This window comes from Streptomyces justiciae, assembly GCF_015163075.1.
GTDB classification, from domain to species: Bacteria; Actinomycetota; Actinomycetes; order Streptomycetales; family Streptomycetaceae; genus Streptomyces; species Streptomyces justiciae.
Genome location: NZ_JADDXU010000006.1, coordinates 183,184 through 206,235, shown reverse-complemented (window position 1 = coordinate 206,235; position 23,052 = coordinate 183,184). Strand labels below are relative to the sequence as shown.

19 protein-coding genes and 1 tRNA gene are annotated in these 23,052 nt (G+C 69.5%); 9 read left to right on the top strand and 11 right to left on the bottom strand.

Going from position 1 to position 23,052, the window contains the following annotated elements:
• Positions 1-5 precede the first annotated feature (5 nt).
• From IQ210_RS18805 to IQ210_RS18795, 3 genes are read left to right on the top strand one after another with little or no spacing between them, the layout of a single operon-like run.
• A complete protein-coding gene (locus IQ210_RS18805) occupies positions 6-1,832 on the top strand; it encodes a branched-chain amino acid ABC transporter permease (RefSeq protein ID WP_194080192.1) in 1,827 nt (608 codons plus the stop codon).
• A gap of 3 nt (positions 1,833-1,835) precedes the next feature.
• On the top strand, positions 1,836-2,717 hold the full coding sequence (locus IQ210_RS18800; RefSeq protein ID WP_194080191.1) for an ABC transporter ATP-binding protein: 882 nt from the start codon (positions 1,836-1,838) through the stop codon (positions 2,715-2,717).
• Positions 2,714-3,430 carry an ABC transporter ATP-binding protein gene (locus tag IQ210_RS18795; protein WP_194080190.1) on the top strand — a complete coding sequence of 239 codons (717 nt, stop codon included), beginning with the start codon at positions 2,714-2,716 and terminating at the stop codon, positions 3,428-3,430. Before IQ210_RS18800 ends, IQ210_RS18795 begins: the two co-directional genes overlap by 4 nt.
• 83 nt (positions 3,431-3,513) lie before the next feature.
• On the opposite strand, the gene IQ210_RS18790 is transcribed toward IQ210_RS18795, so the two are convergent.
• Positions 3,514-4,170: an ANTAR domain-containing response regulator gene (locus tag IQ210_RS18790; protein ID WP_059197437.1), complete on the bottom strand. Its 657-nt coding sequence runs from the start codon at positions 4,168-4,170 to the stop codon at positions 3,514-3,516.
• Between the two features lie 103 nt (positions 4,171-4,273).
• Here IQ210_RS18790 and IQ210_RS18785 point away from each other — a divergent pair.
• Both IQ210_RS18785 and IQ210_RS18780 read left to right on the top strand, forming a co-directional pair.
• Positions 4,274-4,346: transfer RNA gene (locus IQ210_RS18785), tRNA-Leu, on the top strand.
• Between the two features lie 105 nt (positions 4,347-4,451).
• Positions 4,452-5,231, top strand: a complete 780-nt coding sequence (locus tag IQ210_RS18780) for a helix-turn-helix domain-containing protein (protein WP_194080189.1) — start codon at positions 4,452-4,454, stop codon at positions 5,229-5,231.
• 10 nt (positions 5,232-5,241) lie between these two features.
• On the opposite strand, the gene pyk is transcribed toward IQ210_RS18780, so the two are convergent.
• Positions 5,242-6,678, bottom strand: coding sequence for a pyruvate kinase (pyk, locus tag IQ210_RS18775; protein WP_194080188.1), 1,437 nt, complete (start codon positions 6,676-6,678; stop codon positions 5,242-5,244).
• A gap of 101 nt (positions 6,679-6,779) precedes the next feature.
• Positions 6,780-7,493: an SIMPL domain-containing protein gene (locus tag IQ210_RS18770; protein ID WP_194080187.1), complete on the bottom strand. Its 714-nt coding sequence runs from the start codon at positions 7,491-7,493 to the stop codon at positions 6,780-6,782.
• 150 nt (positions 7,494-7,643) lie between these two features.
• On the opposite strand from IQ210_RS18770, the gene IQ210_RS18765 reads away from it, so the two are divergent.
• Positions 7,644-9,449: a bifunctional metallophosphatase/5'-nucleotidase gene (locus IQ210_RS18765; RefSeq protein WP_194080186.1), complete on the top strand. Its 1,806-nt coding sequence runs from the start codon at positions 7,644-7,646 to the stop codon at positions 9,447-9,449.
• Between the two features lie 69 nt (positions 9,450-9,518).
• Here the strand turns inward: IQ210_RS18765 and IQ210_RS18760 are convergent, their stop codons facing one another.
• The 6 genes from IQ210_RS18760 to IQ210_RS18735 all read right to left on the bottom strand — a co-directional run bounded on the left by IQ210_RS18760 (position 9,519) and on the right by IQ210_RS18735 (position 17,189).
• Positions 9,519-10,943 carry a lysine N(6)-hydroxylase/L-ornithine N(5)-oxygenase family protein gene (locus tag IQ210_RS18760; RefSeq protein ID WP_194080185.1) on the bottom strand — a complete coding sequence of 475 codons (1,425 nt, stop codon included), beginning with the start codon at positions 10,941-10,943 and terminating at the stop codon, positions 9,519-9,521.
• Positions 10,940-12,388 (bottom strand): pyridoxal phosphate-dependent decarboxylase family protein, encoded by a 1,449-nt coding sequence (locus IQ210_RS18755; protein WP_194080184.1) that lies wholly within the window; start codon positions 12,386-12,388, stop codon positions 10,940-10,942. Before IQ210_RS18755 ends, IQ210_RS18760 begins: the two co-directional genes overlap by 4 nt.
• A 158-nt stretch (positions 12,389-12,546) precedes the next feature.
• Entirely contained in the window at positions 12,547-15,042 is a 2,496-nt protein-coding gene (gene pepN / locus IQ210_RS18750; RefSeq protein WP_194080183.1) for an aminopeptidase N, read from the bottom strand.
• A 56-nt stretch (positions 15,043-15,098) separates the two neighbouring features.
• Positions 15,099-15,650: a response regulator gene (locus tag IQ210_RS18745; protein WP_194080182.1), complete on the bottom strand. Its 552-nt coding sequence runs from the start codon at positions 15,648-15,650 to the stop codon at positions 15,099-15,101.
• Positions 15,651-15,791: 141 nt separating this feature from the next.
• Positions 15,792-16,142, bottom strand: a complete 351-nt coding sequence (locus IQ210_RS18740) for a chorismate mutase (RefSeq protein WP_194080181.1) — start codon at positions 16,140-16,142, stop codon at positions 15,792-15,794.
• A gap of 171 nt (positions 16,143-16,313) precedes the next feature.
• Positions 16,314-17,189 (bottom strand): helix-turn-helix domain-containing protein, encoded by an 876-nt coding sequence (locus IQ210_RS18735; protein ID WP_194080461.1) that lies wholly within the window; start codon positions 17,187-17,189, stop codon positions 16,314-16,316.
• Positions 17,190-17,286: 97 nt separating this feature from the next.
• Here IQ210_RS18735 and IQ210_RS18730 point away from each other — a divergent pair, with 97 nt between their 5' ends.
• Both IQ210_RS18730 and IQ210_RS18725 read left to right on the top strand, forming a co-directional pair.
• Positions 17,287-19,020 carry a glycoside hydrolase family 35 protein gene (locus IQ210_RS18730; protein ID WP_194080180.1) on the top strand — a complete coding sequence of 578 codons (1,734 nt, stop codon included), beginning with the start codon at positions 17,287-17,289 and terminating at the stop codon, positions 19,018-19,020.
• A gap of 45 nt (positions 19,021-19,065) precedes the next feature.
• Positions 19,066-19,947 (top strand): hypothetical protein, encoded by an 882-nt coding sequence (locus IQ210_RS18725; protein WP_194080179.1) that lies wholly within the window; start codon positions 19,066-19,068, stop codon positions 19,945-19,947.
• A gap of 69 nt (positions 19,948-20,016) precedes the next feature.
• Here the strand turns inward: IQ210_RS18725 and IQ210_RS18720 are convergent, their stop codons facing one another.
• Positions 20,017-21,462: an MFS transporter gene (locus IQ210_RS18720; RefSeq protein WP_194080178.1), complete on the bottom strand. Its 1,446-nt coding sequence runs from the start codon at positions 21,460-21,462 to the stop codon at positions 20,017-20,019.
• A gap of 130 nt (positions 21,463-21,592) precedes the next feature.
• Here IQ210_RS18720 and IQ210_RS18715 point away from each other — a divergent pair, with 130 nt between their 5' ends.
• Entirely contained in the window at positions 21,593-22,108 is a 516-nt protein-coding gene (locus IQ210_RS18715) for a MarR family winged helix-turn-helix transcriptional regulator (protein WP_194080177.1), read from the top strand.
• Positions 22,109-22,143: 35 nt separating this feature from the next.
• Here the strand turns inward: IQ210_RS18715 and IQ210_RS18710 are convergent, their stop codons facing one another.
• The gene (locus IQ210_RS18710) at positions 22,144-23,049 is read right to left on the bottom strand and encodes an SDR family oxidoreductase (protein ID WP_194080176.1); all 906 of its coding nucleotides are present in this window, start codon (positions 23,047-23,049) and stop codon (positions 22,144-22,146) included.
• Positions 23,050-23,052 lie beyond the last annotated feature (3 nt).

Here is a 23,052-nt window from a genome sequence, read left to right as displayed (position 1 = left end):
CACCGATGACGACACAGACCACCAAGACCCCCAGCGCCCCCGCCAGCAAGGACGGCGCCACCAAGGGCCTCATCGGCCTCCCCGAAAACATCGGCCGCGCCCTCGCCACCATCGGCGGCGCCCTCGCCGTCGTCTCCACCTTCCTCGCCTGGACCTGGACCTCCGCCTTCCCCGGCGACCTCACCGTCTACGGCTACCCCGGCGGCCTCCAGGTCCTCGTCCTCATCGGCGGCGCCCTCACCACCCTCTTCGGCCTCGCCTCCTACGGCGTCAAGGGCCTGCGCTGGCTCACCCCCGCCGGCGCCGACGGCGCCATCAAGCTGGCCGCGACCGGCACCTTCGCCACCACCTGGTACACCGTCATCGCGATCAGCGACGAACTCGGCGGCGTCGTCAACCTCGAACCCGGCGGCTTCATCGCCGCGGCCGTCACCCTCGCCGCCTTCCTCGGCGCGTTCTCCCTGCCGTTCGAACGGCCGGAGGAAGAACACATCGACGAGGACGAGACAGTCGGTGAGCGCATCGGCCGCATCTGGCGCCACATCGTGGCCCTCCTGAAGTCGGCCGTCTTCACCCCCAGCCCGGTCCCGGCCCGCAAGCTCCCCGCCTTCGCCGAGATCCTCGTCATCGTCGCCGCCATGGCCGTCGGCCTGACCGTCTTCACCTACGGCATCGGCACCGAGTACGACGAACTCTTCGTCGGCTTCCTCATCACCGTCGGGTTCCTCTTCGCCGCCCTCTCCAAGGCCGGGCTCGTGGCCCGGGTCTCGGCGATCACCGGCCGGCACAGCACCATCACCATGTTCGGCGCGTTCATCGCCGCCGCACTGTTCCCCTTCACCCAGTCCGACGACCAGTACGCGACCATCGGCGTCTACATCCTGATCTTCGCCACCGTCGCCCTCGGCCTGAACATCGTCGTCGGCCTCGCCGGCCTCCTCGACCTCGGATACGTCGCCTTCCTCGGCGTCGGCGCCTACACCGCGGCCATGGTCTCCGGCTCCCCCTCCTCGCCGTTCGACCTCCACCTGCCGTTCTGGCTCTCGGCGCTGCTCGGCGCCGCCGTCGCCATGGTCTTCGGCGTCCTCATCGGCGCCCCCACCCTGCGACTGCGCGGCGACTACCTCGCCATCGTCACCCTCGGCTTCGGTGAGATCTTCCGCATCACCGTCCTCAACATGGACGGCACCTCCGGACCCGACATCACCAACGGCTCCAACGGCATCTCCTCCATCCCGAACCTCGACATCCTCGGATTCGACTTCGGACTGGAACACACCATCCTCGGCTTCACCATCGGCCGATTCGCCAACTACTTCCTGCTGATGCTCCTCATCACGCTCATCGTCGTGGTGGTCTTCAAGCGCAGCAGCGACTCCCGCATCGGCCGCGCCTGGATCGCCATCCGCGAGGACGAGACCGCCGCCCTCGCCATGGGCATCAACGGCTTCCGCGTCAAGCTCATCGCCTTCGCCCTCGGCGCCTCCCTCGCCGGCCTCGCCGGCGCCGTCCAAGCCCACGTCACCTACACCGTGACGCCCGAGCAGTACCAGTTCGCCCACGTCGTCCCGCCCAACTCGGCCTTCCTGCTCGCCGCGGTCGTCCTCGGCGGCATGGGCACCATCGCCGGACCCCTCGTCGGCGCGGCCCTGCTCTACCTCATCCCGGCCAAGCTCCAGTTCCTGGGCGACTACCAGCTCTTCGCCTTCGGCGTCGCGCTCGTCCTCCTCATGCGGTTCCGCCCCGAGGGCCTCATCCCGAACCGGCGCCGCCAGCTCGAATTCCACGAAGAGGCCGAAGCGCCCGCAGTCCTCAGCAAGACAGGGGCCTGACACATGACCACCGACACCACCACCGTCACCGGGACCACCGTCCTCGACGCACGAGGCGTCACCATGCGCTTCGGCGGCCTCACCGCCGTACGCAACGTCGACCTCCAGGTCAACAGCGGCGAGATCGTCGGCCTCATCGGCCCCAACGGCGCCGGCAAGACGACCTTCTTCAACTGCCTCACGGGCCTCTACATCCCCACCGAGGGCGAAGTCCGCTACAAGGGCACGGTCCTGCCCCCCAAGTCCTTCAAGGTCACCGCCGCCGGCATCGCCCGCACCTTCCAGAACATCCGTCTGTTCGCCAACATGACGGTCCTGGAGAACGTGCTCGTCGGCCGCCACACCCGCACCAAGGAAGGCCTGTGGAGCGCCCTGCTCCGCGGCCCCGGCTTCCACAAGGCCGAAGCGGCCTCCCGCGAACGCGCCATGGAACTCCTGGACTTCGTCGGCCTCGCGAACAAGGCCGAACACCTCGCCCGCAACCTCCCCTACGGCGAACAGCGCAAGCTGGAGATCGCACGAGCGCTGGCCAGCGAACCGGGCCTGCTCCTGCTCGACGAGCCCACCGCCGGCATGAACCCCCAGGAGACCCGCGCCACCGAGGAACTGGTCTTCGCCATCCGCGACAAGGGCATCGCCGTACTCGTCATCGAGCACGACATGCGCTTCATCTTCAACCTCTGCGACCGCGTAGCCGTCCTCGTCCAGGGCGAGAAGCTCATCGAAGGCGACAGCGCCACCGTCCAGGGCGACGAACGCGTCATCGCCGCCTACCTCGGCGAACCCTTCGAGGGCACCCCCGGCGACGAAGAAGCAGCCGAAGTCGAAGCAGCCGAAGCCAGCGCCCCCTCGGACGCCACGCCCGGCAAGGAGAACGACCGATGACCGCACTCCTCGAGGTCGAGGACCTCCGCGTCGCCTACGGCAAGATCGAAGCCGTCAAGGGCATCTCCTTCAAGGTCGAAGCAGGCGAAGTCGTCACCCTCATCGGCACCAACGGCGCCGGCAAGACGACCACCCTCCGCACCCTCTCCGGCCTCCTCAAGCCGGTCGGCGGCCAGATCAAGTTCGGCGGCAAATCGCTGAAGAAGGTCCCCGCCCACGACATCGTCTCGCTGGGACTGGCCCACTCCCCCGAGGGCCGGCACATCTTCCCCCGCATGACGATCGAGGACAATCTGCGGCTGGGGGCGTTCCTGAGGAACGACAGGGCCGGCATCGAGAAGGACATCCAGCGCGCCTACGACCTCTTCCCCATCCTGGGCGAACGCCGTAAGCAGGCCGCGGGCACCCTGTCCGGCGGCGAGCAGCAGATGCTGGCAATGGGCCGCGCGCTCATGTCCCAGCCGAAACTGCTCATGCTGGACGAGCCCTCCATGGGCCTCTCCCCCATCATGATGCAGAAGATCATGGCGACGATCGCCGAACTCAAGTCCCAGGGCACGACGATCCTCCTCGTCGAGCAGAACGCCCAGGCGGCCCTCTCCCTGGCCGACCACGGCCACGTGATGGAGATCGGCAAGATCGTCCTGTCCGGCACGGGCCAGGACCTCCTGCACGACGAGTCGGTGCGCAAGGCGTACCTCGGCGAGGACTAGCAGTTCTTTCCGGTACTTCCGGTACGACGAGGCCCGCGCCCCCTGCTGGGGACGCGGGCCTCGGTGCGTGTGCCGGTCGGGCGTCAGCCCTTGGACGCCTTCTTCTCATCGGCGTCCTGGATGACGGCCTCGGCGACCTGCTGCATCGACATACGCCGGTCCATGGACGTCTTCTGGATCCACCGGAACGCGGCGGGCTCGGTCAGCCCGTACTCGGTCTGGAGGATGGACTTGGCACGGTCGACAAGCTTGCGCGTCTCCAGGCGGAGGGTGAGGTCGGCGACCTCCTTCTCCAGCTCCTTGAGCTCGGTGAAGCGGGAAACGGCCATCTCGATGGCAGGCACGACGTCACTCTTGCTGAACGGCTTCACGAGATAAGCCATGGCACCAGCGTCACGAGCCCTCTCCACGAGGTCACGCTGCGAGAAGGCGGTGAGCATGAGGACGGGGGCGATGCGCTCCTCGGCGATCTTCTCGGCGGCGGAGATGCCGTCCATCTTGGGCATCTTCACGTCGAGGATCACGAGGTCCGGCTGGTGCTCACGGGCGAGCTCGATGGCCTGCTCACCGTCACCGGCCTCGCCTACGACGCTGTAGCCCTCTTCCTCCAGCATCTCTTTGAGGTCGAGCCGGATCAGTGCCTCGTCCTCGGCAATGACGACACGGGTCGTCAGCGGAGGCACGTGCGACTTGTCGTCGTCGGGCGCGTCTACGGGCTGGGGCGACTCGGGGGCGGTCACGGGGGCTCCTCGTTCAGGGGCAGGGGTGCTGCTGACAAGAGCGTACCTAGCTGCGATAAGGTAGGTGCACAGCGGGTGACCGCTGACCTTTGTTTTAGAGGAAGCCCCGGTAGTCCAGCGGAAGAGACACGGTGCTCAAACCACCGACAGCGTGGGTTCGAATCCCACCCGGGGCACTTTTCCTTCGATTCGAAGGCTAGCTCAAGAAGCGGATGTTCCTATTCTCGTGAACATCCGCTTTTTGCTGCGTGTTGCCGCGATCACTCGCGCAGGGTGAGCTCATGGAAGAGCACAGCCCTTCGATCCGCGCTCAAGCTGTCGCCCTTATGCGCCAGGGCGTCCCCAATCGCATCGTCGCCGAGCGGCTCAACATTCCTCGCGGGACAGTCGGCTGGTGGCGCAGTGAAGATCGCAAAGCACGCGGCGAAACTTACGAAGCCCCGACGGACTGCCCCCAATGCACGGGACGCCCCTTCGACGAAACTGCGTACGCCTATTTGCTCGGCCTCTACCTCGGTGATGGCCACATCATCTCGAAGCCGAAGCAGCACCACCTGTCCATCTTCTGCAACGCAACCCAGGTCGGCCTGATCGCCGCCGCCGAAGAGGCCATGCGCAAGGTGATGCCTCTCCCCAGCGTCAAGCAGCGTTACAAGCCTGGATGCATCGAGGTGAAGTCGTACACGATGCACTGGACCTGCATGTTCCCCCAGCACGGTCCTGGCAAGAAGCACGAGCGCCCCATCATTCTCGAACCCTGGCAACAGGAGATCGTCGACGCCCACCCCTGGGAGTTCATCCGCGGCCTCATCCACTCCGACGGATGCCGGATCACCAACTGGACGACCCGCCTCGTCGCCGGTGAGCGCAAGCGCTACGAATACCCCCGGTACTTCTTCACCAACGTGTCCGACGACATCCGCCGTCTCTACACCGACACCCTCGACAAACTCGGCATCGAGTGGACGCACTGCACCCGCAATGGAAACCCGTACAACATCTCAGTCGCCAAGAAGGCCTCAGTCGCCCAACTCGACACCCACGTAGGCCCCAAGTACTAGCAACCCAGCCCTACTTGGGACTGTCATCCTCCCCCACATGATGCACCCGCACCAGGTTCGTCGACCCCGCAACCCCGGGCGGCGAACCGGCCGTGATGACCACCACGTCCCCCTTCGCGCACCGCCCGTACTTCAACAGCAGCTCATCCACCTGGTCCACCATCGCGTCTGTCGACTCGACCCTTGGCCCCAGGAACGTCTCCACACCCCACGACAGACTCAACTGCGACCGAGTAGCCGCCTCCGGCGTGAACGCCAGCAACGGAATCGGCGACCGGTACCGCGACAACCGCCTCGCCGTGTCGCCGGACTGGGTGAAGGCCACCAGGAACTTCGCGCCCAGAAAGTCGCCCATCTCCGCCGCCGCCCGAGCCACCGCGCCGCCCTGCGTACGGGGCTTGTTGCGTTCTGTCAGTGGGGGCAGGCCCTTCGCGAGGATGTCCTCCTCCGCTGCCTCCACGATCTTCGCCATCGTCCGGACCGTCTCCACCGCGTACTTGCCCACGCTCGTCTCGCCCGACAGCATCACCGCGTCCGTGCCGTCGATGACCGCGTTGGCGACATCCGACGCCTCCGCCCTCGTCGGCCGGGAATTGTCGATCATCGAGTCCAGCATCTGCGTCGCCACGATCACCGGCTTGGCGTTGCGCTTCGCCAGTTTGATCGCGCGCTTCTGGACGATCGGGACCTGTTCCAGGGGCATCTCCACGCCCAAGTCCCCCCGCGCCACCATGATCCCGTCGAACGCCGCCACGATGTCGTCGATCGCGTCCACCGCCTGCGGCTTCTCCACCTTGGCGATGACGGGCAGCCGGCGTCCCTCCTCGTCCATGATGCGGTGGACGTCCTCGATGTCCCGCCCGGAGCGGACGAAGGACAGGGCGATGACGTCGAAGCCGGTGCGCAGCGCCCAGCGCAGATCGGCCTCGTCCTTCTCCGACAAGGCGGGAACAGACACGGCCACGCCTGGGAGGTTCAATCCCTTGTGGTCGGAGATCACGCCGCCTTCGATGACCGTCGTGTGGACGGCCGGGCCGTCGACGTCCGTGACCTCCAGGCACACCTTGCCGTCGTCGACGAGGATGCGCTCCCCGGGCGTTACGTCGTCCGCCAATCCCGCGTACGTCGTCCCGCACTGCCCCTGGTTGCCCTCCACGCCCTCCTGCACCGTGATGGTGAAGGAGTCGCCGCGTTCAAGGAGTACGGGGCCTTCGGCGAAGCGGCCGAGGCGGATCTTCGGGCCCTGAAGGTCGGCGAGGAGGCCGACGCTGCGGCCGGTTTCGTCGGAGGCCTTGCGGACGTGCTGGTAGCGCTCCTCGTGTTCGGCGTAGCCGCCGTGGCTGAGGTTGAAGCGGGCTACGTCCATTCCGGCTTCGACCAGGGCTTTGATCTGGTCGTATGTGTCGGTGGCGGGGCCCAGGGTGCAGACGATTTTCGCTCGGCGCATGGTTCGACCTTAGGGCTTACCGGCGGGTAGAGAATTGGCCGGACATGACCGCCCAACAACCTTTCGGTGAAGGGGTGTTGACAAGGTTTGAAGTGTGCGACTCACAGTTGCGGCGGGCGCATGGTGAAGCGGGCGTTGACCTGGGCGTAGACGCGTTGGCGTTGGGGTTCGAGGTCGAGGGGGGCCGCGGCGGTGTCTTCGGCGGCGTAGGACATGGAGCGCATGCGGCCGCCGGGTGCGGCGGGGGCGAGGGGTTGGGCGTTCTCCGCGCCGATGTCGGCCAGTTCCACCAGCGCCGACAGTGTCGTCCCTAGTGCCTCCGCGTACTCCTGTGCCCGCTGTACCGCTTCTCGTACGGCCTGTTGGCGTGCCTCGCGGTAGGCGGGTGAGTTGAGGCGCAGGGCCCACCAGGGGCCGTCCACGTGGGTGAGGTCCAAGTCGGCTACGCGGGTGGTGAGTTCACCCAAGGCCGTGAAGTCCGTCAGTTCGGCGGTGATGCGGACGCGGCCGTGGTAGGCGTGGATGCGTTCGCCGCGGCCCTTTTCCTTCAGCTCGGGCGTGATCGAGAAAGATCCCGTCTCCAGTTTCTCCACCGCGTCGCCGTACGTCTTGATGAGGTCGAGGACCGTGGCGTTGCGGCGGGTGAGGTCGTCGAGGGCGGTGCGGCGGTCTTTGCCGCGGGCGGCGACGGTGATGCCGATGCGGGCGATCTCGGGGTCGACTTCGAGGCGTGCTTCGCCGCGGACGGCGATGCGGGGGGCGTCGGGGGTGCCGTAGGGCACGGCCGGTGCGGTGTCCGGGGAGGGTGTGGTCATACGACCCACTCTGTCACTTCTTGGCTGGTTACCGGCGGCTGAGGTCACAGGTTAGGTCACCAGATCGAAACCTCTGGGGTCTATTGCCGTTCGGCATGCTCGGGTCAGAATCTACGCGCGTTGTTGACCGTTCCCCAAGGAGATCGAGACATGCCGTTGAACCGCAGGAAGTTCCTGGAGAAGTCCGCCGTGACCGGAGCCGGGGTCGCGCTGGCGAGTGCCGTGGGGGCTCCTGCGGCGCAGGCGGCGGAGGCCGGGAAGGGGAAGAAGCCGGCGAAGCGGTACTCCCTGACGGTGATGGGCACGACCGACCTGCACGGGCATGTCTTCAACTGGGACTACTTCAAGGACGCGGAGTACTCAGACGCGAAGGGCAACGCGCAGGGTCTGTCGCGTATCTCGACGCTGGTGAACCAGGTCCGTGCGGAGAAGGGGCGGTGCAACACGCTGCTGCTCGACGCGGGTGACACGATCCAGGGCACGCCGCTGACGTACTACTACGCGAAGGTCGATCCGATCACGGCCCCTGGCGGTCCGGTGCACCCGATGGCTGCCGCCATGAACGCCATCGGGTACGACGCGGTCGCGCTCGGCAATCACGAGTTCAACTACGGCATCGAGACGCTGCGGAAGTTCGAGGAGCAGTGTGACTTCCCGCTGCTGGGTGCGAACGCGCTGGACGCGAAGACGCTGAAGCCGGCGTTCCCGCCGTACTTCATCAAGAAGTTCCGGGTGCCGGGTGCGCCGGCGGTGAAGGTGGCGGTGCTCGGGCTCACCAATCCCGGTATCGCGATCTGGGACAAGGCTTATGTCGAGGGCAAGTTGACGTTCCCGGGTCTGGAGGAGCAGGCGGCGAAGTGGGTGCCGAAGCTGCGGTCGATGGGTGCGGATGTCGTCATCGTGTCGGCGCACTCCGGGTCCTCCGGTACGTCCTCCTACGGTGATCAGCTGCCGTACGTCGAGAACTCCGCCGCGCTGGTGGCGCAGCAGGTTCCTGGCATCGACGCGATTCTCGTCGGGCACGCGCACGTGGAGATCCCGGAGTTGAAGGTCACCAACACGGCGACCGGCAAGACCGTCGTGCTGTCCGAGCCGCTGGCGTATGCGGAGCGGCTGTCGCTGTTCGACATCGAGCTGGTCTTCGAGAAGGGCCGGTGGTCGGTGGAGTCCGTGGCCGCTTCCGTGCTCAACTCGAACTCCGTCGCGGACGACCCGAAGATCACGAAGCTGCTGAAGGACGACCACGACATCGTCGTGGAGTACGTCAACCAGGTGGTCGGTACGGCGACTCAGACGTTGACGACGGTCGAGGCGCGGTACAAGGACGCCCCGATCATCGACCTGATCACGAAGGTCCAGGAGGATGTCGTCAAGGCGGCGCTGGCGTCCACGGAGTACGCGTCGCTGCCGGTGATCGCGCAGGCGTCGCCGTTCTCGCGGACCTCGGAGATCCCGGCGGGTGACGTGACCATCCGTGACCTGTCGAGCCTGTACGTGTACGACAACACGCTGGTCGCCAAGCTCATGACGGGGGCGCAGCTGAAGGCGTACCTGGAGTACTCGGCGGAGTACTTCGTGCAGACGGCGGCGGACGCGGTCGTGGACGTCGAGAAGCTGACGAACGCGAACAACCGGCCGGACTACAACTACGACTACGTGTCGGGGCTGTCGTACGACATCGACATCGCGCAGGCGGCGGGTTCGCGGATCAAGAACCTGACGTACAACGGTGCGGCGTTGGACGACGCGCAGCAGTTCGTGTTCGCGGTGAACAACTACCGTGCGAACGGCGGCGGTGCGTTCCCGCATGTGGCGTCGGCGAAGGAGCTGTGGTCGGAGTCGACGGAGATCCGGACGCGGATCGCGGAGTGGGTGACGGCGAAGGGTGTGCTGAACCCGGCTGACTTCGCGTCGGTGGACTGGAAGTTGACGCGGAACGGTACGCCGGTGTTCTAGCAGCCATTCGGCGTGTTGGACTCGTCGCGGACCCGGCCTTGAGGCGGTACGGGTCCGCGACGGCTTTTTTTACCGGGCTTCTGTCAGCGGGGTGAGCGCTGCCGGGGCCTGGCGGGCTTGTGGAATCTGGGCTGTCTGTTCAAGTCCGAAGGTGGTGAAGGCCGTTCGGGTGGGCAGGGGGTAGGGGTCCTTGCCGGTCACGGTGTTGAGGATGGCGGCGCTGCGCCAGGCGGCGAGGCCGAGGTCGGGGGTGCCGACGCCGTGGGTGTGGCGTTCGGCGTTCTGGACGTAGAGGGCGCCGGTGACGGAGGGGTCCATGACGAGCCTGAACTGTTCGTCGACGCGGGGGCGGTCGCGGCTGTCGCGGCGCAGGTAGGGGTCGAGGCCGGCGAGGATGCGGTCGAGGGGGCGTTCGCGGTAGCCGGTGGCGAGGACGACGGCGTCGGTGGTGAGGCGGGAGCGGGTGTTCTGTTCGGTGTGTTCGAGGTGGAGTTCGACCTTGGTGGTGGCGACGCGGCCGGCGGTGCGGACGCGGACGCCGGGGGTGAGGGTGGTGTCGGGCCAGCCGCCGTGCAGGGTGCGCTGGTAGAGCTCGTCGTGGATGGCGGCGATGGTGTCGTTGTCGATGCCCTTGTGGAGTTGCCACTGGGTGGTGACGAGGCGGTCCCGGGTGCTTTCGGCGAGGGCGTGGAAGTAGCGGGTGTAGTCGGGGGTGAAGTGTTCCAGGCCGAGCTTGGAGTACTCCATGGGGGCGAAGGCCTCGGTGCGGCCGAGCCAGTGGAGGCCTTCGCGGCCGGTGGGGCGCTGGCGGAGCAGGTCGAGGAAGATCTCGGCACCGGACTGTCCGAGGCCGATGACGGTGACGTGTTCGGCGGCGGCGAGCATCTTGCGGTGGGCGAGGTAGTCGGCGGCGTGGATGACGGGCACGCCGGCGGCTTCGACGAGGGGTTTGAGGGGTTCGGGGATGTAGGGCTCGGTGCCGACGCCGAGGACGATGTTCTTGGTGTACGTGCGGCCGAGGGCTTCGGCTTCGCCGTCCGTGTCGAGTTGGGTGAAGTCGACCTCGAAGATGTCGCGTTCGGGGTTCCAGCGGACGGCGTCGACCTGGTGGCCGAAGTGGAGGCCGGGGAGGTTCTCGGCGACCCAGCGGCAGTAGGCGTCGTACTCGGCGCGCTGGATGTGGAAGCGCTCGGCGAAGTAGAAGGGGAAGAGCCGTTCTCGGGCCTTGAGGTAGTTGAGGAAGGTCCAGGGGCTGGCGGGGTCGGCGAGGGTCACGAGGTCGGCGAGGAAGGGGACTTGGATTCTCGCGCCGTCGATGAGGAGGCCTGGGTGCCAGTCGAAGGCGGGGCGTTGTTCGTAGAAGGCGGTGTCGAGTTCGGCGAGGGGGTGGGCGAGGGCGGCGAGGGAGAGGTTGAAGGGGCCGATGCCGATGCCGACCAGGTCGCGGGGTGCGGCGGGCTCGTGGGGCGGGGTGGGGGCGGGGGTGGGGCTCATCGGGGGGTGGTTCCTTCCACGAGTTTCAGGAGGGCGGCCAGGTCGTCGGGCCGGGTGTGGGGGTTGAGGAGGGTGGCCTTGAGCCAGAGCCGGCCGTCCATGCGGGCCCGGCCGAGGACGGCGCGGCCGGTGGTGAGGAGGTGCCGGCGGGTGGTGGCGATGTCGTCGTCGGTCGCGTGTGCGGGGCGGAACAGGACGGTGCTGATGGTGGGGCGGTCGTGGAGCTCGAAGCGGGGGTGTGCGTCGACGAGGTCAGCGAACTCGCTTGCCCGGTCGCAGACTTGGTCGACGAGGGCGCCGAGTCCTGTCCGTCCGAGGGTTTTCAGGGTGACGGCGATCTTGAGGACGTCGGGGCGGCGGCTGGTGCGCAGGGAGCGGCCGAGGAGGTCGGGGAGGCCGGCTTCGGTGTCGTCGTCGGCGTTGAGGTAGTCGGCGTGGTGCTGGAGGGCGTCGAGGTCCTGCGGGGTCTTGACCGCGAGGAGGCCGGCGGCGACGGGTTGCCAGCCGAGTTTGTGCAGGTCGAGGGTGACGGTGCCGGCGGCGCTGAGGCCGGTGAGCTTGGGGCGGTGCCGGTCGCTGAAGAGGAGGCCTCCGCCGTATGCCGCGTCGATGTGGAGGCGGGCTCCGTGGGTTTCGCAGACGGCTGCGATCTCGGGGAGGGGGTCGATGAGGCCGGCGTCTGTGGTGCCTGCGGTGGCGGCGACGAGGTGGGGGCCGGGGAGTTCGGTGAGGGCGGCGTCCAGGGCGGCTGGGTCGAGGGTGCCTGCGGGGGCGGGGACGATCACCGGGTCGGGCAGGCCCAGGAGCCAGGCGCTGCGCGGGAGGGAGTGGTGGGCGTTGGCTCCGCAGATCAGGCGGACGGCGGGGCCGAGGGTTTCTCTGGCGAGGAGGAGGGCGAGTTGGTTGGACTCGGTTCCGCCGGTGGTGACGAGACAGTCGGGGGTGGCCGGTGTGGGGGGCGTTTCGCTTGCCCGCGCTGGCGGGGTGCCGCTGCGCCCACCCGTGCCGCCCCAGCGGCACGACTGCCCGCAGCTGTGTGGGTCGTAAATCCAGTCCGCCAGCTTCCGCGTCACCAGTTGCTCCAGTGCGGAAGCTGCCGGTGCCTGGTCCCAGGAGTCGAGGGACGGGTTGAGCACGCTTGCCGCCAGGTCGGCTGCCGCTGCCACCGCCAGCGGCGGGCAATGCAAGTGCGCCGCGCACAGCGGGTCCGCCGGGTCCGCCGAGCCCTCCGTCAGCGCCCGCACGACGTGCCGTAGCGCCTCTGGGTCGCCTTCCTCCGGGAGTACGTCGCCCACAGCCGCCCGTAGCCGACCCGCGACCGCCTCCGGCCCTCCCCCCGGCATCGGTCCCCCGCGAGCCTGCGTGCCCTCGCGCAGGGCGTCCAGGACCGTGTCGAGGAGGGGGCGCAGGGCGTCGGTGGCTGACGCGAGCGGTGGGGTGGTCATGGTGGGTCCTCCCGGGCGCGCTCGGCTGAGGGAGTTCCAGCTTGTACGCGGATGCGTGCTCGCGCCCGAAAAGCCCAACGATCGGAACCCGAAAGGGGGTACGTCCGTGCGGGGGATGTGTGTCGGGGTCCGCGAGCAGGGCTCACGGACCCCGTCGGCTACGCCTGCCTCACCCGCAACGCCCGCCCCAAGTCGTCCAGTTGGTCGGCCAGCTTGCGGCGCAGTGCGGGAATGGGGTCGGCGTCACTCAGACACCGCTCTCCCAAGCGGAGCGTCTCCGCGTCGACGGCGTGGGCCGGGAAGGCCCAGCGGCCGGTGGCGTCGGCGATGGCGGGGCCGCGGCGGGCGGCGAGGGTGACGGCGTCCTCGAAGAAGCGGGGGACGTAGTCGCGTACGAGGTCGGCCTGTTCGGGCTGCCAGAAGCCTTGGGCGTTGGCGATGAACAGGTAGTTGGAGAGGTCGTCGCCCGCGAACATCGCTTCCCACGCCTTGGCCTTGGTGTCGGCGTCGGGCAGGGCGGCGCGGCAGCGGGTGGCGCCTTCCTGGCCGGTGGCGGAGGGGTCGCGGGCGAGTTCGGCGGCGATGGCGGTCTCGTCGGTGGCGCCGAGGACGGCGAGGCGGGCGAGGACGCGCCAGCGCAGTTCGGGGTCGAGTTCGGGGCCGCCGGGGACGGTGCCGTCTGCGAGCCAGGCGGCGATGGTGTCGGGGTGGGCGGCGACGTCGATGAAGTGGCGTACGGCGATGAGGCGCAGGCCGGGGTTGTCGCCGTCCTCGGTGCGGCGGATGAGGTCGCGGCAGAGGGAGGAGAGGGTGGCCAGGGCCGCCGGGCGTTCCTCGGGGGTGGCGTAGCGGTCGGCGACCTGGACGGAGGCGAAGGCGAGGACGCCTTGGACGAGGGCGAGGTCGGTCTCGTGCGGGAGGTGGGCGCGGGCGGCCTCGAGGTAGGCGGTGGGCGGGAGTTCGCCGTCGCGGACGGCGTCGCGCAGGGCGTTCCAGACGACCGCGCGGGTGAGGGGCGAGGGCAGTCCGGACAGGCTCGCGGTGACCGTCTTGAAGGACTCGGTGTCGAAGCGGATCTTGGCGTAGGTGAGGTCGCCGTCGTTGAGGAGCAGCAGGGCGGGGCGTTTGCCGATGGGCAGGGGGCCGTCGGTCTGCGGGATGTCGAGGTCGAGGCGTTCGCGCAGGACGAGGTGGCGGCCTTCGTCCGCGACGTCCTGGTCGTAGAGGCCGACGGCGACGCGGTGGGGGCGGCTGCCCTCGTGTTCGACCTGGAGGGTGTAGGTGCCTTCGTCGCCGGGGGTGATGACGGGCTTGAGGGTGTCGACGCCGGTGGTGCGCAGCCAGGTGTCGGCCCAGGCGTGGACGTCGCGTTCGGTGACGCTCGCGAGGGAGTCGATGAAGTCGGCGAGGGTGGCGTTGGCGAACTTGTGGCGGGCGAAGTGGGTGTTGATGCCGGCGAGGAAGTCCTTCTCGCCGAGCCAGGTCACCAACTGCCGTAGTGCGGAGGCGCCCTTGGCGTAGGAGATGCCGTCGAAGTTGAGCATCGCGGAGGCGGTGTCGGGGACGAGCTCGGGGTCGGGGGCGACGGGGTGGGTGGAGGGGCGCTGGTCGGCGTCGTAGCCCCAGGCCTTGCGGACGACGCCGAAGTCGGTCCAGGTGTCGGTGAAGCGGGTGGCTTCGGTGAGGGTCTGGTAGCCCATGTACTCGGCGAAGGACTCGTTGAGCCAGATGTCGTCCCACCAGCGCAGGGTGACGAGGTCGCCGAACCACATGTGGGCCATCTCGTGGGCGATGACCATGGCGCGGGTCTGGCGTTCGGTGTCGGTGACGGCGGAGCGGTAGATGAACTCGTCGCGGAAGGTGACGAGTCCGGGGTTCTCCATGGCGCCGGCGTTGAACTCGGGGACGAACGCCTGGTCGTAGGAGTCGAAGGGGTAGGGCTCCTCGAACTTCTCGTGGTAGCGGTCGTAGCACTGCTTGGTGATGGTGAGGAGTTCGTCGGCGTCCGCGTCGAGGTGGGGAGCGAGGGAGCGGCGGCAGTGGATGCCGAAGGGCAGGCCGCGGTGTTCGGTGCGGACGGAGTGCCAGGGGCCGGCGGCGACGGCGACGAGGTAGGTGGAGATGAGGGGGGTGGGGGCGGCCTGCCAGCGGCCGTCGCCGAGGGCGGTGGTGATGCCGTTGGCGAGGAACGTCCAGTTCTCGGGGACGGTCGCGGTGATCTCGAAGACGGCCTTGAGGTCGGGCTGGTCGAAGACGGGGAAGACGCGTTGGGCGTCGTCCATGCACAGGTTGGAGTAGAGGTAGGTCTCGCCGTCGGTGGGGTCGGTGAAGCGGTGCATGCCCTCGCCGGTGCGGGAGTAGCGCATGCTCGCGTCGATGTCGAGTTCGTGTTCGCCGGCGGTGAGGTTCTTCAGGGGGAGGCGGTTGCCGTCGAGGGTCTCGGGGTCGAGGAGGTGTCCGTCGAGGGTGGCGGAGCGCAGTTCGGCGGGCTTGACCTCGATGAAGGTGTCCGCGTCCGTGCGCGCGGTGAAGCGGATGACGGTCTTCGAGTCGAAGGTGTCGTCGCCGGTGGTGAGATCGAGGTCGATCGTGTACCGGTGGACGTCGAGGAGGGTGGCACGGGTCTGCGCTTCGTCGCGCGTCAGTACGGACATGCACGACATGCTGCCTGATGGCGGGGTCATGGCACAGGGGCGGATCGGTACGCGGCCTATGTCCGGTCCTGTTCGAGGCTGCCGGTGTGCGCCCCTTGTGCGCGTTGGACGGGGACGCGGGGGTCCGGGTGGGGCAGGGCGGGGCGTGGGGGGCGGCCGGGGGGTTCGGGGCCGTCCTTGACGAGGGCGCGCAGGGCGCGGATCTCCTCTTCGAGGGCGAGCCGGCGGCGGTGGGCGTCGTAGAGGTAGCGGACCTTGGTGCGCAGGGCCCAGGGGTCGATGGGTTTCATGATGAGGTCGGCGACGCCGAGGCCGAAGGCGGTGGCGGTGAGTTCCTGGTCGGGGCCGAAGCCGGTGAGCAGGACGACGGGGATGTGCTGGGTCTGTTCGACGCGGCGCATGTAGCGGACGACGTCGAGGCCGCTGACGCCGGGCATGCGGACGTCGAGGAGGAGCAGGCCGACCTGGCCGCGCAGGACCTGTTTGAGGGCTTCGTCGCCGCTGGTGGCCCGGCCGAGCCGGTAGCCGAGCGGGGCGAGGGCGCTCTCCAGCGCGTACAGCGTGTCCTCGTGGTCGTCGACGATGAGGATCTTGGCATCCGACGGCATGGCCCGACGTCCCTCCCGCATGGGACAACCAGCTTATGTCCGAGGCGCTGACCGTGTGTGCCCGTCAGCTGACAAGGAGTGCACAGCGCAGCATGCCCCTGCGGGAGGCGTTCTGTCACGCCCTGGGGGCGTCCGGCGAGGTCAGTTCGCTGTGGGCGTGGCGCCGTTGGAGGTGGTGTCGGCGATGCGCTCGTGGTGGCGGATGACCTCGGCGATGATGAAATTCAGGAACTTCTCAGCGAAGGCCGGGTCGAGTTTGGTGTTCTCGGCGAGGTTGCGCAGCCGTTCGATCTGGCGGGCCTCGCGGGCCGGGTCGGCGGGCGGGAGCTGGTGCCGGGCCTTGAGGTGGCCGACCTGCTGGGTGGCTTTGAAGCGTTCGGCGAGCATGTGGACGACGGCCGCGTCGATGTTGTCGATGCTGTCGCGCAGCCGGGCGAGTTCCTCGCGCACGGCGGGGTCGACGTCACCGGTACCGGGGTTGCTGGTGGTCATGGGCGTCAACCCTACGGTGCCCTGATGGCGGGGGTGATCGGTGGATCCTCCCTACCGTGCCCCGGTGGCAGGGGTGATCGGCGGATCCTCCCTACCGTGCCCCGGTGGCAGGGGTGATCGGCGGATCCTCCCTACCGTGCCCCGGTGGCAGGGGTGATCGGCGGATCCTCCCTACGGTGCCCAGGTGCCGGGGATGATCGGTGGGTCCTCGGGGTCGGGTACCTGGTCGCTCCAGCCGCCGGGGACGACGCGGCCCTGTTGGGCGCGGAAGCGGACGGGTGGGGTGCCGACGCGGCGGGTGAACAGGCGGGAGAAGTAGGCGGGGTCGTCGTAGCCGACGCGGCGGGCGACGGCGGCGACGGGGAGTTCGGTCGTGGCGAGGAGTTCCTTGGCGCGGCCGAGGCGGATGCCGAGGAGGTAGTCCTTGGGGCTGCACCCGGCGCCGCGGCGGACGGCGGTGCGCAGTTCGGCGAGGGTCATGCCGTGCCGTCCGGCGTGGTCGGCGATGGACAGGGGCAGGCAGGCGTCGCGGGCGAGGGCCTTGAGGAGTTGTTCGCCGTCGGGGGTGAGGTCGGCGCGGGCGCGGCGCAGGGCGACGAGGAGTTCGTGGACGGCGGCGCCGGTCTCGACCTCCAGGAGGGGGTTGTCGCGGCGGGCGGCGCGGGCCATGCGGCCGATGACGGCGCGGGGTGCGGAGGCGTCGGAGAGGGGGACGACGGGGCGGTCGGGTTCGATGTAGCCGAGTTCGGTGTAGGAGGCGGTGGCGGGCCCGGTGAAGTCGACGAAGCCCTCGTCCCAGCCGGTGTCGGGGTCGGGTGCGTAGTGGTGCGGGGTGCCGGGGGTGAGCCAGAGCAGGGCGGGTGCGGTGATGGTCGTACGGCGGCCGTCGGGGTGCTCGTACCAGCCGGTGCCGGTACTGATGACGACGGCGACGTGGTGGTCGAGGACGCGGGGGCCGACGGTGGGCAGGACACCGTACTGGAGGCCGACGCCGAGGCAGACCAGGCCGAGGCGGTGGTGGGCGGGGCCGGGGGTGAAGAACCGCATCCAGGTGTGGTACGTCAACGGGTCCCTCCCTTCGGTCCAAGTCCCGTCGATCTTTGTCCATGGACGGTGATCGGCGCCAGCGGTGAGGGTGGGGCGTATGAGCGAGTTCACGGTGGGGGACGAGGAGTTTCTGCTGGACGGGCGGCCGGTGCGGCTGCTGTCCGGTGCGCTGCACTACTTCCGGGTGCACGAGGCGCAGTGGGGGCACCGGCTGGCGATGCTGCGGGCGATGGGCCTGAACTGCGTCGAGACGTACGTCCCGTGGAACCTGCACGAGCCGCGGCCGGGGGTGTACGAGGACGTGGCGGCCCTGGGCCGGTTCCTGGACGCGGCGCAGGCGGCGGGGCTGTGGGCGATCGTGCGGCCGGGCCCGTACATCTGCGCCGAGTGGGAGAACGGCGGGCTGCCGCACTGGCTGGCGGGGCGGGCGCGGACGAGCGACGAGGTGTACCTGGCGCAGGTGGATCAGTGGTTCGGCCAGTTGCTTCCCGAGGTGGTGTCGCGGCAGGTCGACCGGGGCGGTCCCGTGCTCATGGTGCAGGTGGAGAACGAGTACGGCAGCTACGGCTCGGACGCGCAGTACCTGCGGTGGCTGACCTCGACGATCCGCGAGGCCGGTGTCACGGTTCCGCTGTTCACCTCGGACGGCCCCGAGGACCACATGCTGACCGGCGGCTCGGTGCCCGGCGTCCTGGCCACCGTGAACTTCGGCTCGCAGGCCCGCGAGGCCTTCGAGACGCTGCGCCGGCACCGCGCCGAAGGGCCGTTGATGTGCATGGAGTTCTGGTGCGGCTGGTTCGACCACTGGGGCGCCGATCATGTCGTACGCGATCCGCAGGACGCGGCGGCGGCGCTGCGGGAGATCCTTGAGTGCGGTGCGTCGGTGAATCTGTACATGGCGCACGGCGGGACGAGCTTCGCGGGCTGGGCGGGGGCGAACCGGGGTGGCGGTGATCTGCACGACGGGGTGCTGGAGCCGGATGTGACGTCGTACGACTACGACGCCCCGATCGACGAGTTCGGGCACCCCACGGAGAAGTTCTGGCGCTTCCGCGAGGTGCTGACGGAGTACGCGGACGGCTCGCTGCCCGAACTGCCGTCGCTGCCGCCGCAGTTGGCCCAGGGCGCGGCGGTGGAGCTGGCGGGGTGGGCGCCGTTGCCGGACGTGCTGGAGGCCCGGGGCGGGCCGGGCGTCACCGCCCCCGTCCCGCCCACGTTCGAGGAACTGGACGTGGACCGGGGGCTGGTGCGCTACGAGGTGACCGTGCCGGGGCCGCGGCAGCCCTACCCGTTCCTGGCGCGTGGGCTGCGTGACCTGGCGGTGGTGTACGTCGACGGGGAGCGGGCCGGGGTGCTGACGGAGGAGGACGAGCGGCTGAAGGAGCCGGTCGCCGGGCACGCGCGCGTGGAGCTGTGGGTGGAGTCGCTGGGGCGGGTCAACTACGGGCCGCGCACCGGGGAGTCCAAGGGGATCACCGGGGGGCTGCTGCACGAGCGGCAGTATCTGCACGGGGTACGCGCGCGTGGGCTGCGACTGGACGCCTTGGACGACATCGACGACGTACGGCTGCAAGCTCTTCCCGAGGACGGCTCCCCCGGCCTCTACCGGGGGACCCTCGACGTGCGCGGCGCCGGGGACGCGCTGCTGGAACTGCCGGACTGGACCCGCGGCTTCGTGTGGATCAACGGGTTCAACCTCGGCCGGTACTGGTCCGTGGGCCCGCAGCGGTCGCTGTACGTGCCCGGCCCGGTACTGCGGGAAGGCGTGAACGACGTGTGGGTCCTTGAGCTGGAGCGGGCGGCTTCGGCGCCGTACGTCCGGAGCCGATGACCTCGTAGAGTGGAAACGGGTTCTCGGCGTCTTGGGGGTATGGGCGTGGCGAACGACGGACCGGTCGAGCACGGGTATCCGCATCTGGAGACGGTGCGGGCCGCGATCACCGCGCTGTGGAAACGGCTGTCGTACGACACCGTCCAGACGTTCGCGACCAGTGTGGCCCCGGCCGACGTGGCGTTCTGCGACACCGACGATCTCCATCTGGGGGCGCAGCGGGTGGCGCGCGAGATGGTGCGGCACTACCGGCTGCCCGACGCGCGGATGATCGTCGGGTTCCGTGAGATGACGCATGCGGCGAACGTCGAACTCGCCGCCGGGCCCGAGTACTTCGTCGAACTCAACGACCGGTTCCGGACGCATCGGCGGGACATCGGGGCGGCGCTGGCGCACGAGGTGATGCATGTGTATCTGCACCGCCTCGGGCTGTCCTTCCCGGGGACCCGGGACAACGAGATCCTCACGGACACGGCGGCGACCTATCTGGGTGCCGGGTGGCTGCTGCTGGACGCGTACCGGGAGGACTCCGCGTCCTCGCAGAAGCTGGGGTATCTGACGCCGGAGGAGTTCGGGTACGTCCTCGCCAAGCGGTCGCTGGTGTTCGGGGAGGACCCCTCGGTGTGGTTCACCAGCCCGCAGGGCTACACCGCGTACGTGAAGGGCATGGCGCGGGCGCGGGAGGACGAGCAGCAGCCGCCGTTGACCGCGGCGGGGTGGGCGGGCCGGCGGCGTTACGCGCGGGAGCGGAAGCACGCGGCGGCCGCGCCGGCCGGGGTGCCGTACGCGTTCAGTCCGGACGGGGGCGGCCAGCTGCGGGTGTCCTTTCCCTGCCCGACCTGCCATCAGAAGATCCGGGTGCCGGTACGGGGGCGGATGCGGGCGCGGTGCGGGGTGTGCCGGACGGTGCTGGAGTGCGACACGTGACCGTATTGGCGTGCGACGCGTAGGAGTCCCCGGGGGTGGCTCACCCCGGGGACTTCCTGATGTCGCTCACTACCCCTCGTATCCGCTGACCGCCCGCCGCGGCAGCGCCGCGCACAGCAGCGCGCAGGCCACGAATCCGCCGGTCACCCAGGGCATCGCCGTGGTGAGCGCGTGGGTGAGGCCGTCGTCGGCGTGGGCGAAGAACACCGTGCCGATGATCGCCGCGCCGAGTGCGCCGCCGAACTGCTGGGCGGTGGAGAGGATGCCGGACGCTCCGCCGGCCAGCTCGCCCGGCACCGCGGAGAGCACCACGTTCACCAGCGGTACGACGAGGAAACCGAGCCCGGCGCCCGAGACGACCAGGCCCGGCACCAGCGGCCACGCCCCGGTGTGGGTGTCGGCCGCGCCGGTGACCGCCGCCCACACCCAGCCGAAGCCGCCCGCCATCAGCAGCGCTCCGGCGCCGAGGACCCAGCGCCCGTACTTCGTGGCGAGCGCGTCGGCGGCGGGCGCGGTGAGGAACGCCCCGGCCGAGTAGGCGACGGCGACGAGACCGGCCTGGAGAGGCGAGTAGCCCTGGCCGCCCTGGAGCCAGACGATGAAGACCAGGAAGAAGCCCTGCATCCCGACCGAGCAGACCAGTTGGACCACGACGCCCACGGAGAAGGCGGGTGAGCGGAACGCGCGTCCCGGCAGCAGCGGTGTCGTCCCCGCGCGGCGCCTACGCGCCTCGAACACGGCGAGCCCGACGACCGCGCAGACCCCTGCGGCCAGACACAGCCAGCCCCACAGCGGCCAGCCGTTCTCACGCCCCTGCACGAGCGGCAGCGCGATGGCGACGAGCCCGCCCGCCAGCACGACGCTGCCCAGCACGTCGGGCCGCCCGGCCGACCGCTCCTTGGTCGACGGCACCAGCAGCAGGCCCGCCACGAGCGTCGCGATCGCGATCGGCACGTTCACCAGGAACACCGACCGCCAGCCGAGCCCGAACAGGTCGGCGTCGGTCAGCAGCCCGCCCACCAGCAGCCCGACCGCCGAGGCGAACCCGGCCACCGCGCCGTACATCCCGAAGGCGGCGCCGCGTTCCTTGCCGTGGAACAGCGTCCGGAACGAGCCGAGCACCTGCGGCATCAGCACGGCTGCCATCACCCCCTGCACGGCTCGCGCGGCGATCAGCTGCCCGGGCGTCTGGGCGATCCCGCAGCCGAGACTGGCGAGCCCGAACCCGGCGGTGCCGGCGAGGAAGAGGCCGCGGCGGCCGAAGCGGTCCCCCAGGTGGCCGGAGACGATCAGCGTGGCCGCGAAGCCGAGCAGGTAGGCGGAGATCAGCCATTGCAGGTCGGTGGGTGTGGCGTGCAGGTCGCGGCCGATGGACGGGATCGCGACGTTCACGATCGTCACGTCGAGCAGATCCATCAGGGCGGCGATCATCATGACCGTCGCAGCGGCCCAGCGGCGGGGGTGCGGCGGCTCGGCGGTGGCGGGTGGTGCGGTGGTGACGGACGTGGTCGTCATGGCTGGCTCCCCTGTCTACTCGGCGACCATCGGGATTTATTTCGTTCGGCCTAACGAAAGACTTGCACCGACACCACCCTGATCGCAAGTAGTTAGTTCGACCGAACGAAATTTTTGCTAGCCTGGCTTCATGAGCAGCGACACGGCGAGCGGCCCCGTCCCGAACCTCGAAGGGGCCGTCCCCACTGACGACAAGCGACGCGCCGACACCCTGCTGCGCCTGTTCGCGGCCGGCCGGGAGAACAGCGGGGCGACGGTGATGTTCCACACCGCGGTCGCCGCCCGGCAGGGCCTGAACCCCACGGAGACGAAGGCCCTCGACTTCCTGGAACGGCACGGCCCCCTCACCGCGAAGCAGCTGGCCGAGCTGACCCGCCTGGCCCCCGCGTCCGTCACCGGCCTGCTCGACAGACTGGAGGCCAAGGAGCTGGTGCGCCGGATCAAGCACCCCACGGACAAGCGCCGGGTGCTCGTCGAGCTGAACCGCGAGAAGATCGCGGAGCTCTTCGGGTTCTTCGAGGACTACGCGCGTGAGGTCACCAAGAGGTGCGAGGTGTTCACCACGGAGGAGTTGGAGACCGTGATCCGGTTCCTGGAGGTGATGACGGAGCACCAGCGCGAGGCGGCGGCCCGTCTCGCCGAGTAGGAACTCCTACGCCTCGTGGACCGGCCTAGGCGTTCCTACGCCCCGTAGACCGCCCCCGGCGGCTCGGCTCCCGCCAGCAACTTCCGTACGGTGTCCCCGACTTCGTCCGGAGCCCAGCGGGCGCCCTTGTCGGCGCTCGGACCGGGACGCCAGCCCTCCATGACCGTGACCCGGCCGCCCTCCGTCTCGAAGACCCGCCCGGTGACGCCCTCGCTGGCCGCCGAGCCCAGCCAGACCACGAGCGGCGAGACGTTCTCGGGGGCCATCGCGTCGAACCCGGCCGTGGGCGCCGCCATCGTGTCGGCGAAGGTCCGTTCCGTCATCCGGGTCCGGGCCGCGGGCGCGATCGCGTTGACCTGGACGCCGTAGCGGGCGAGTTCGGCGGCGGCGACCAGCGTCAGCCCGACGATCCCGGCCTTGGCGGCGCTGTAGTTGCCCTGTCCCAGCGAGCCCAACAGCCCGGCCCCGCTACTGGTGTTGACGATCCGGGCCACCGGCGTACGGCCTGCCTTCGCCTCGCTCCTCCAGTGCGCCGCCGCGTGCTTCAGCGGGAGGAAGTGGCCCTTCAGGTGGACCCGCAGCACCGCGTCCCAGTCGTCCTCGTCGAGGTTCAACAGCATCCGGTCGCGCAGGAAACCGGCGTTGTTGACGAGGGTGTCGAGGCGGCCGTACGTCTCCACGGCGGTCGCGATCAGACTCCGCGCGCCTTCGGTCGTCGCGATGTCGCCGCCGTGCGCCACCGCCTCGCCGCCCGCCGCGCGGATCTGCGCCACGACCTGGGCCGCCGGGCTGTCGGGGTCGGGCGTGCCGTCCAGGCCCACACCGAGGTCGTTGACCACGACCCGGGCCCCCTCAGCGGCGAACGCCAGCGCGTGGGCGCGGCCGAGTCCCCGTCCCGCCCCGGTGACGACGACGACCCGGCCCTCGCAGATTCCACTCATCTC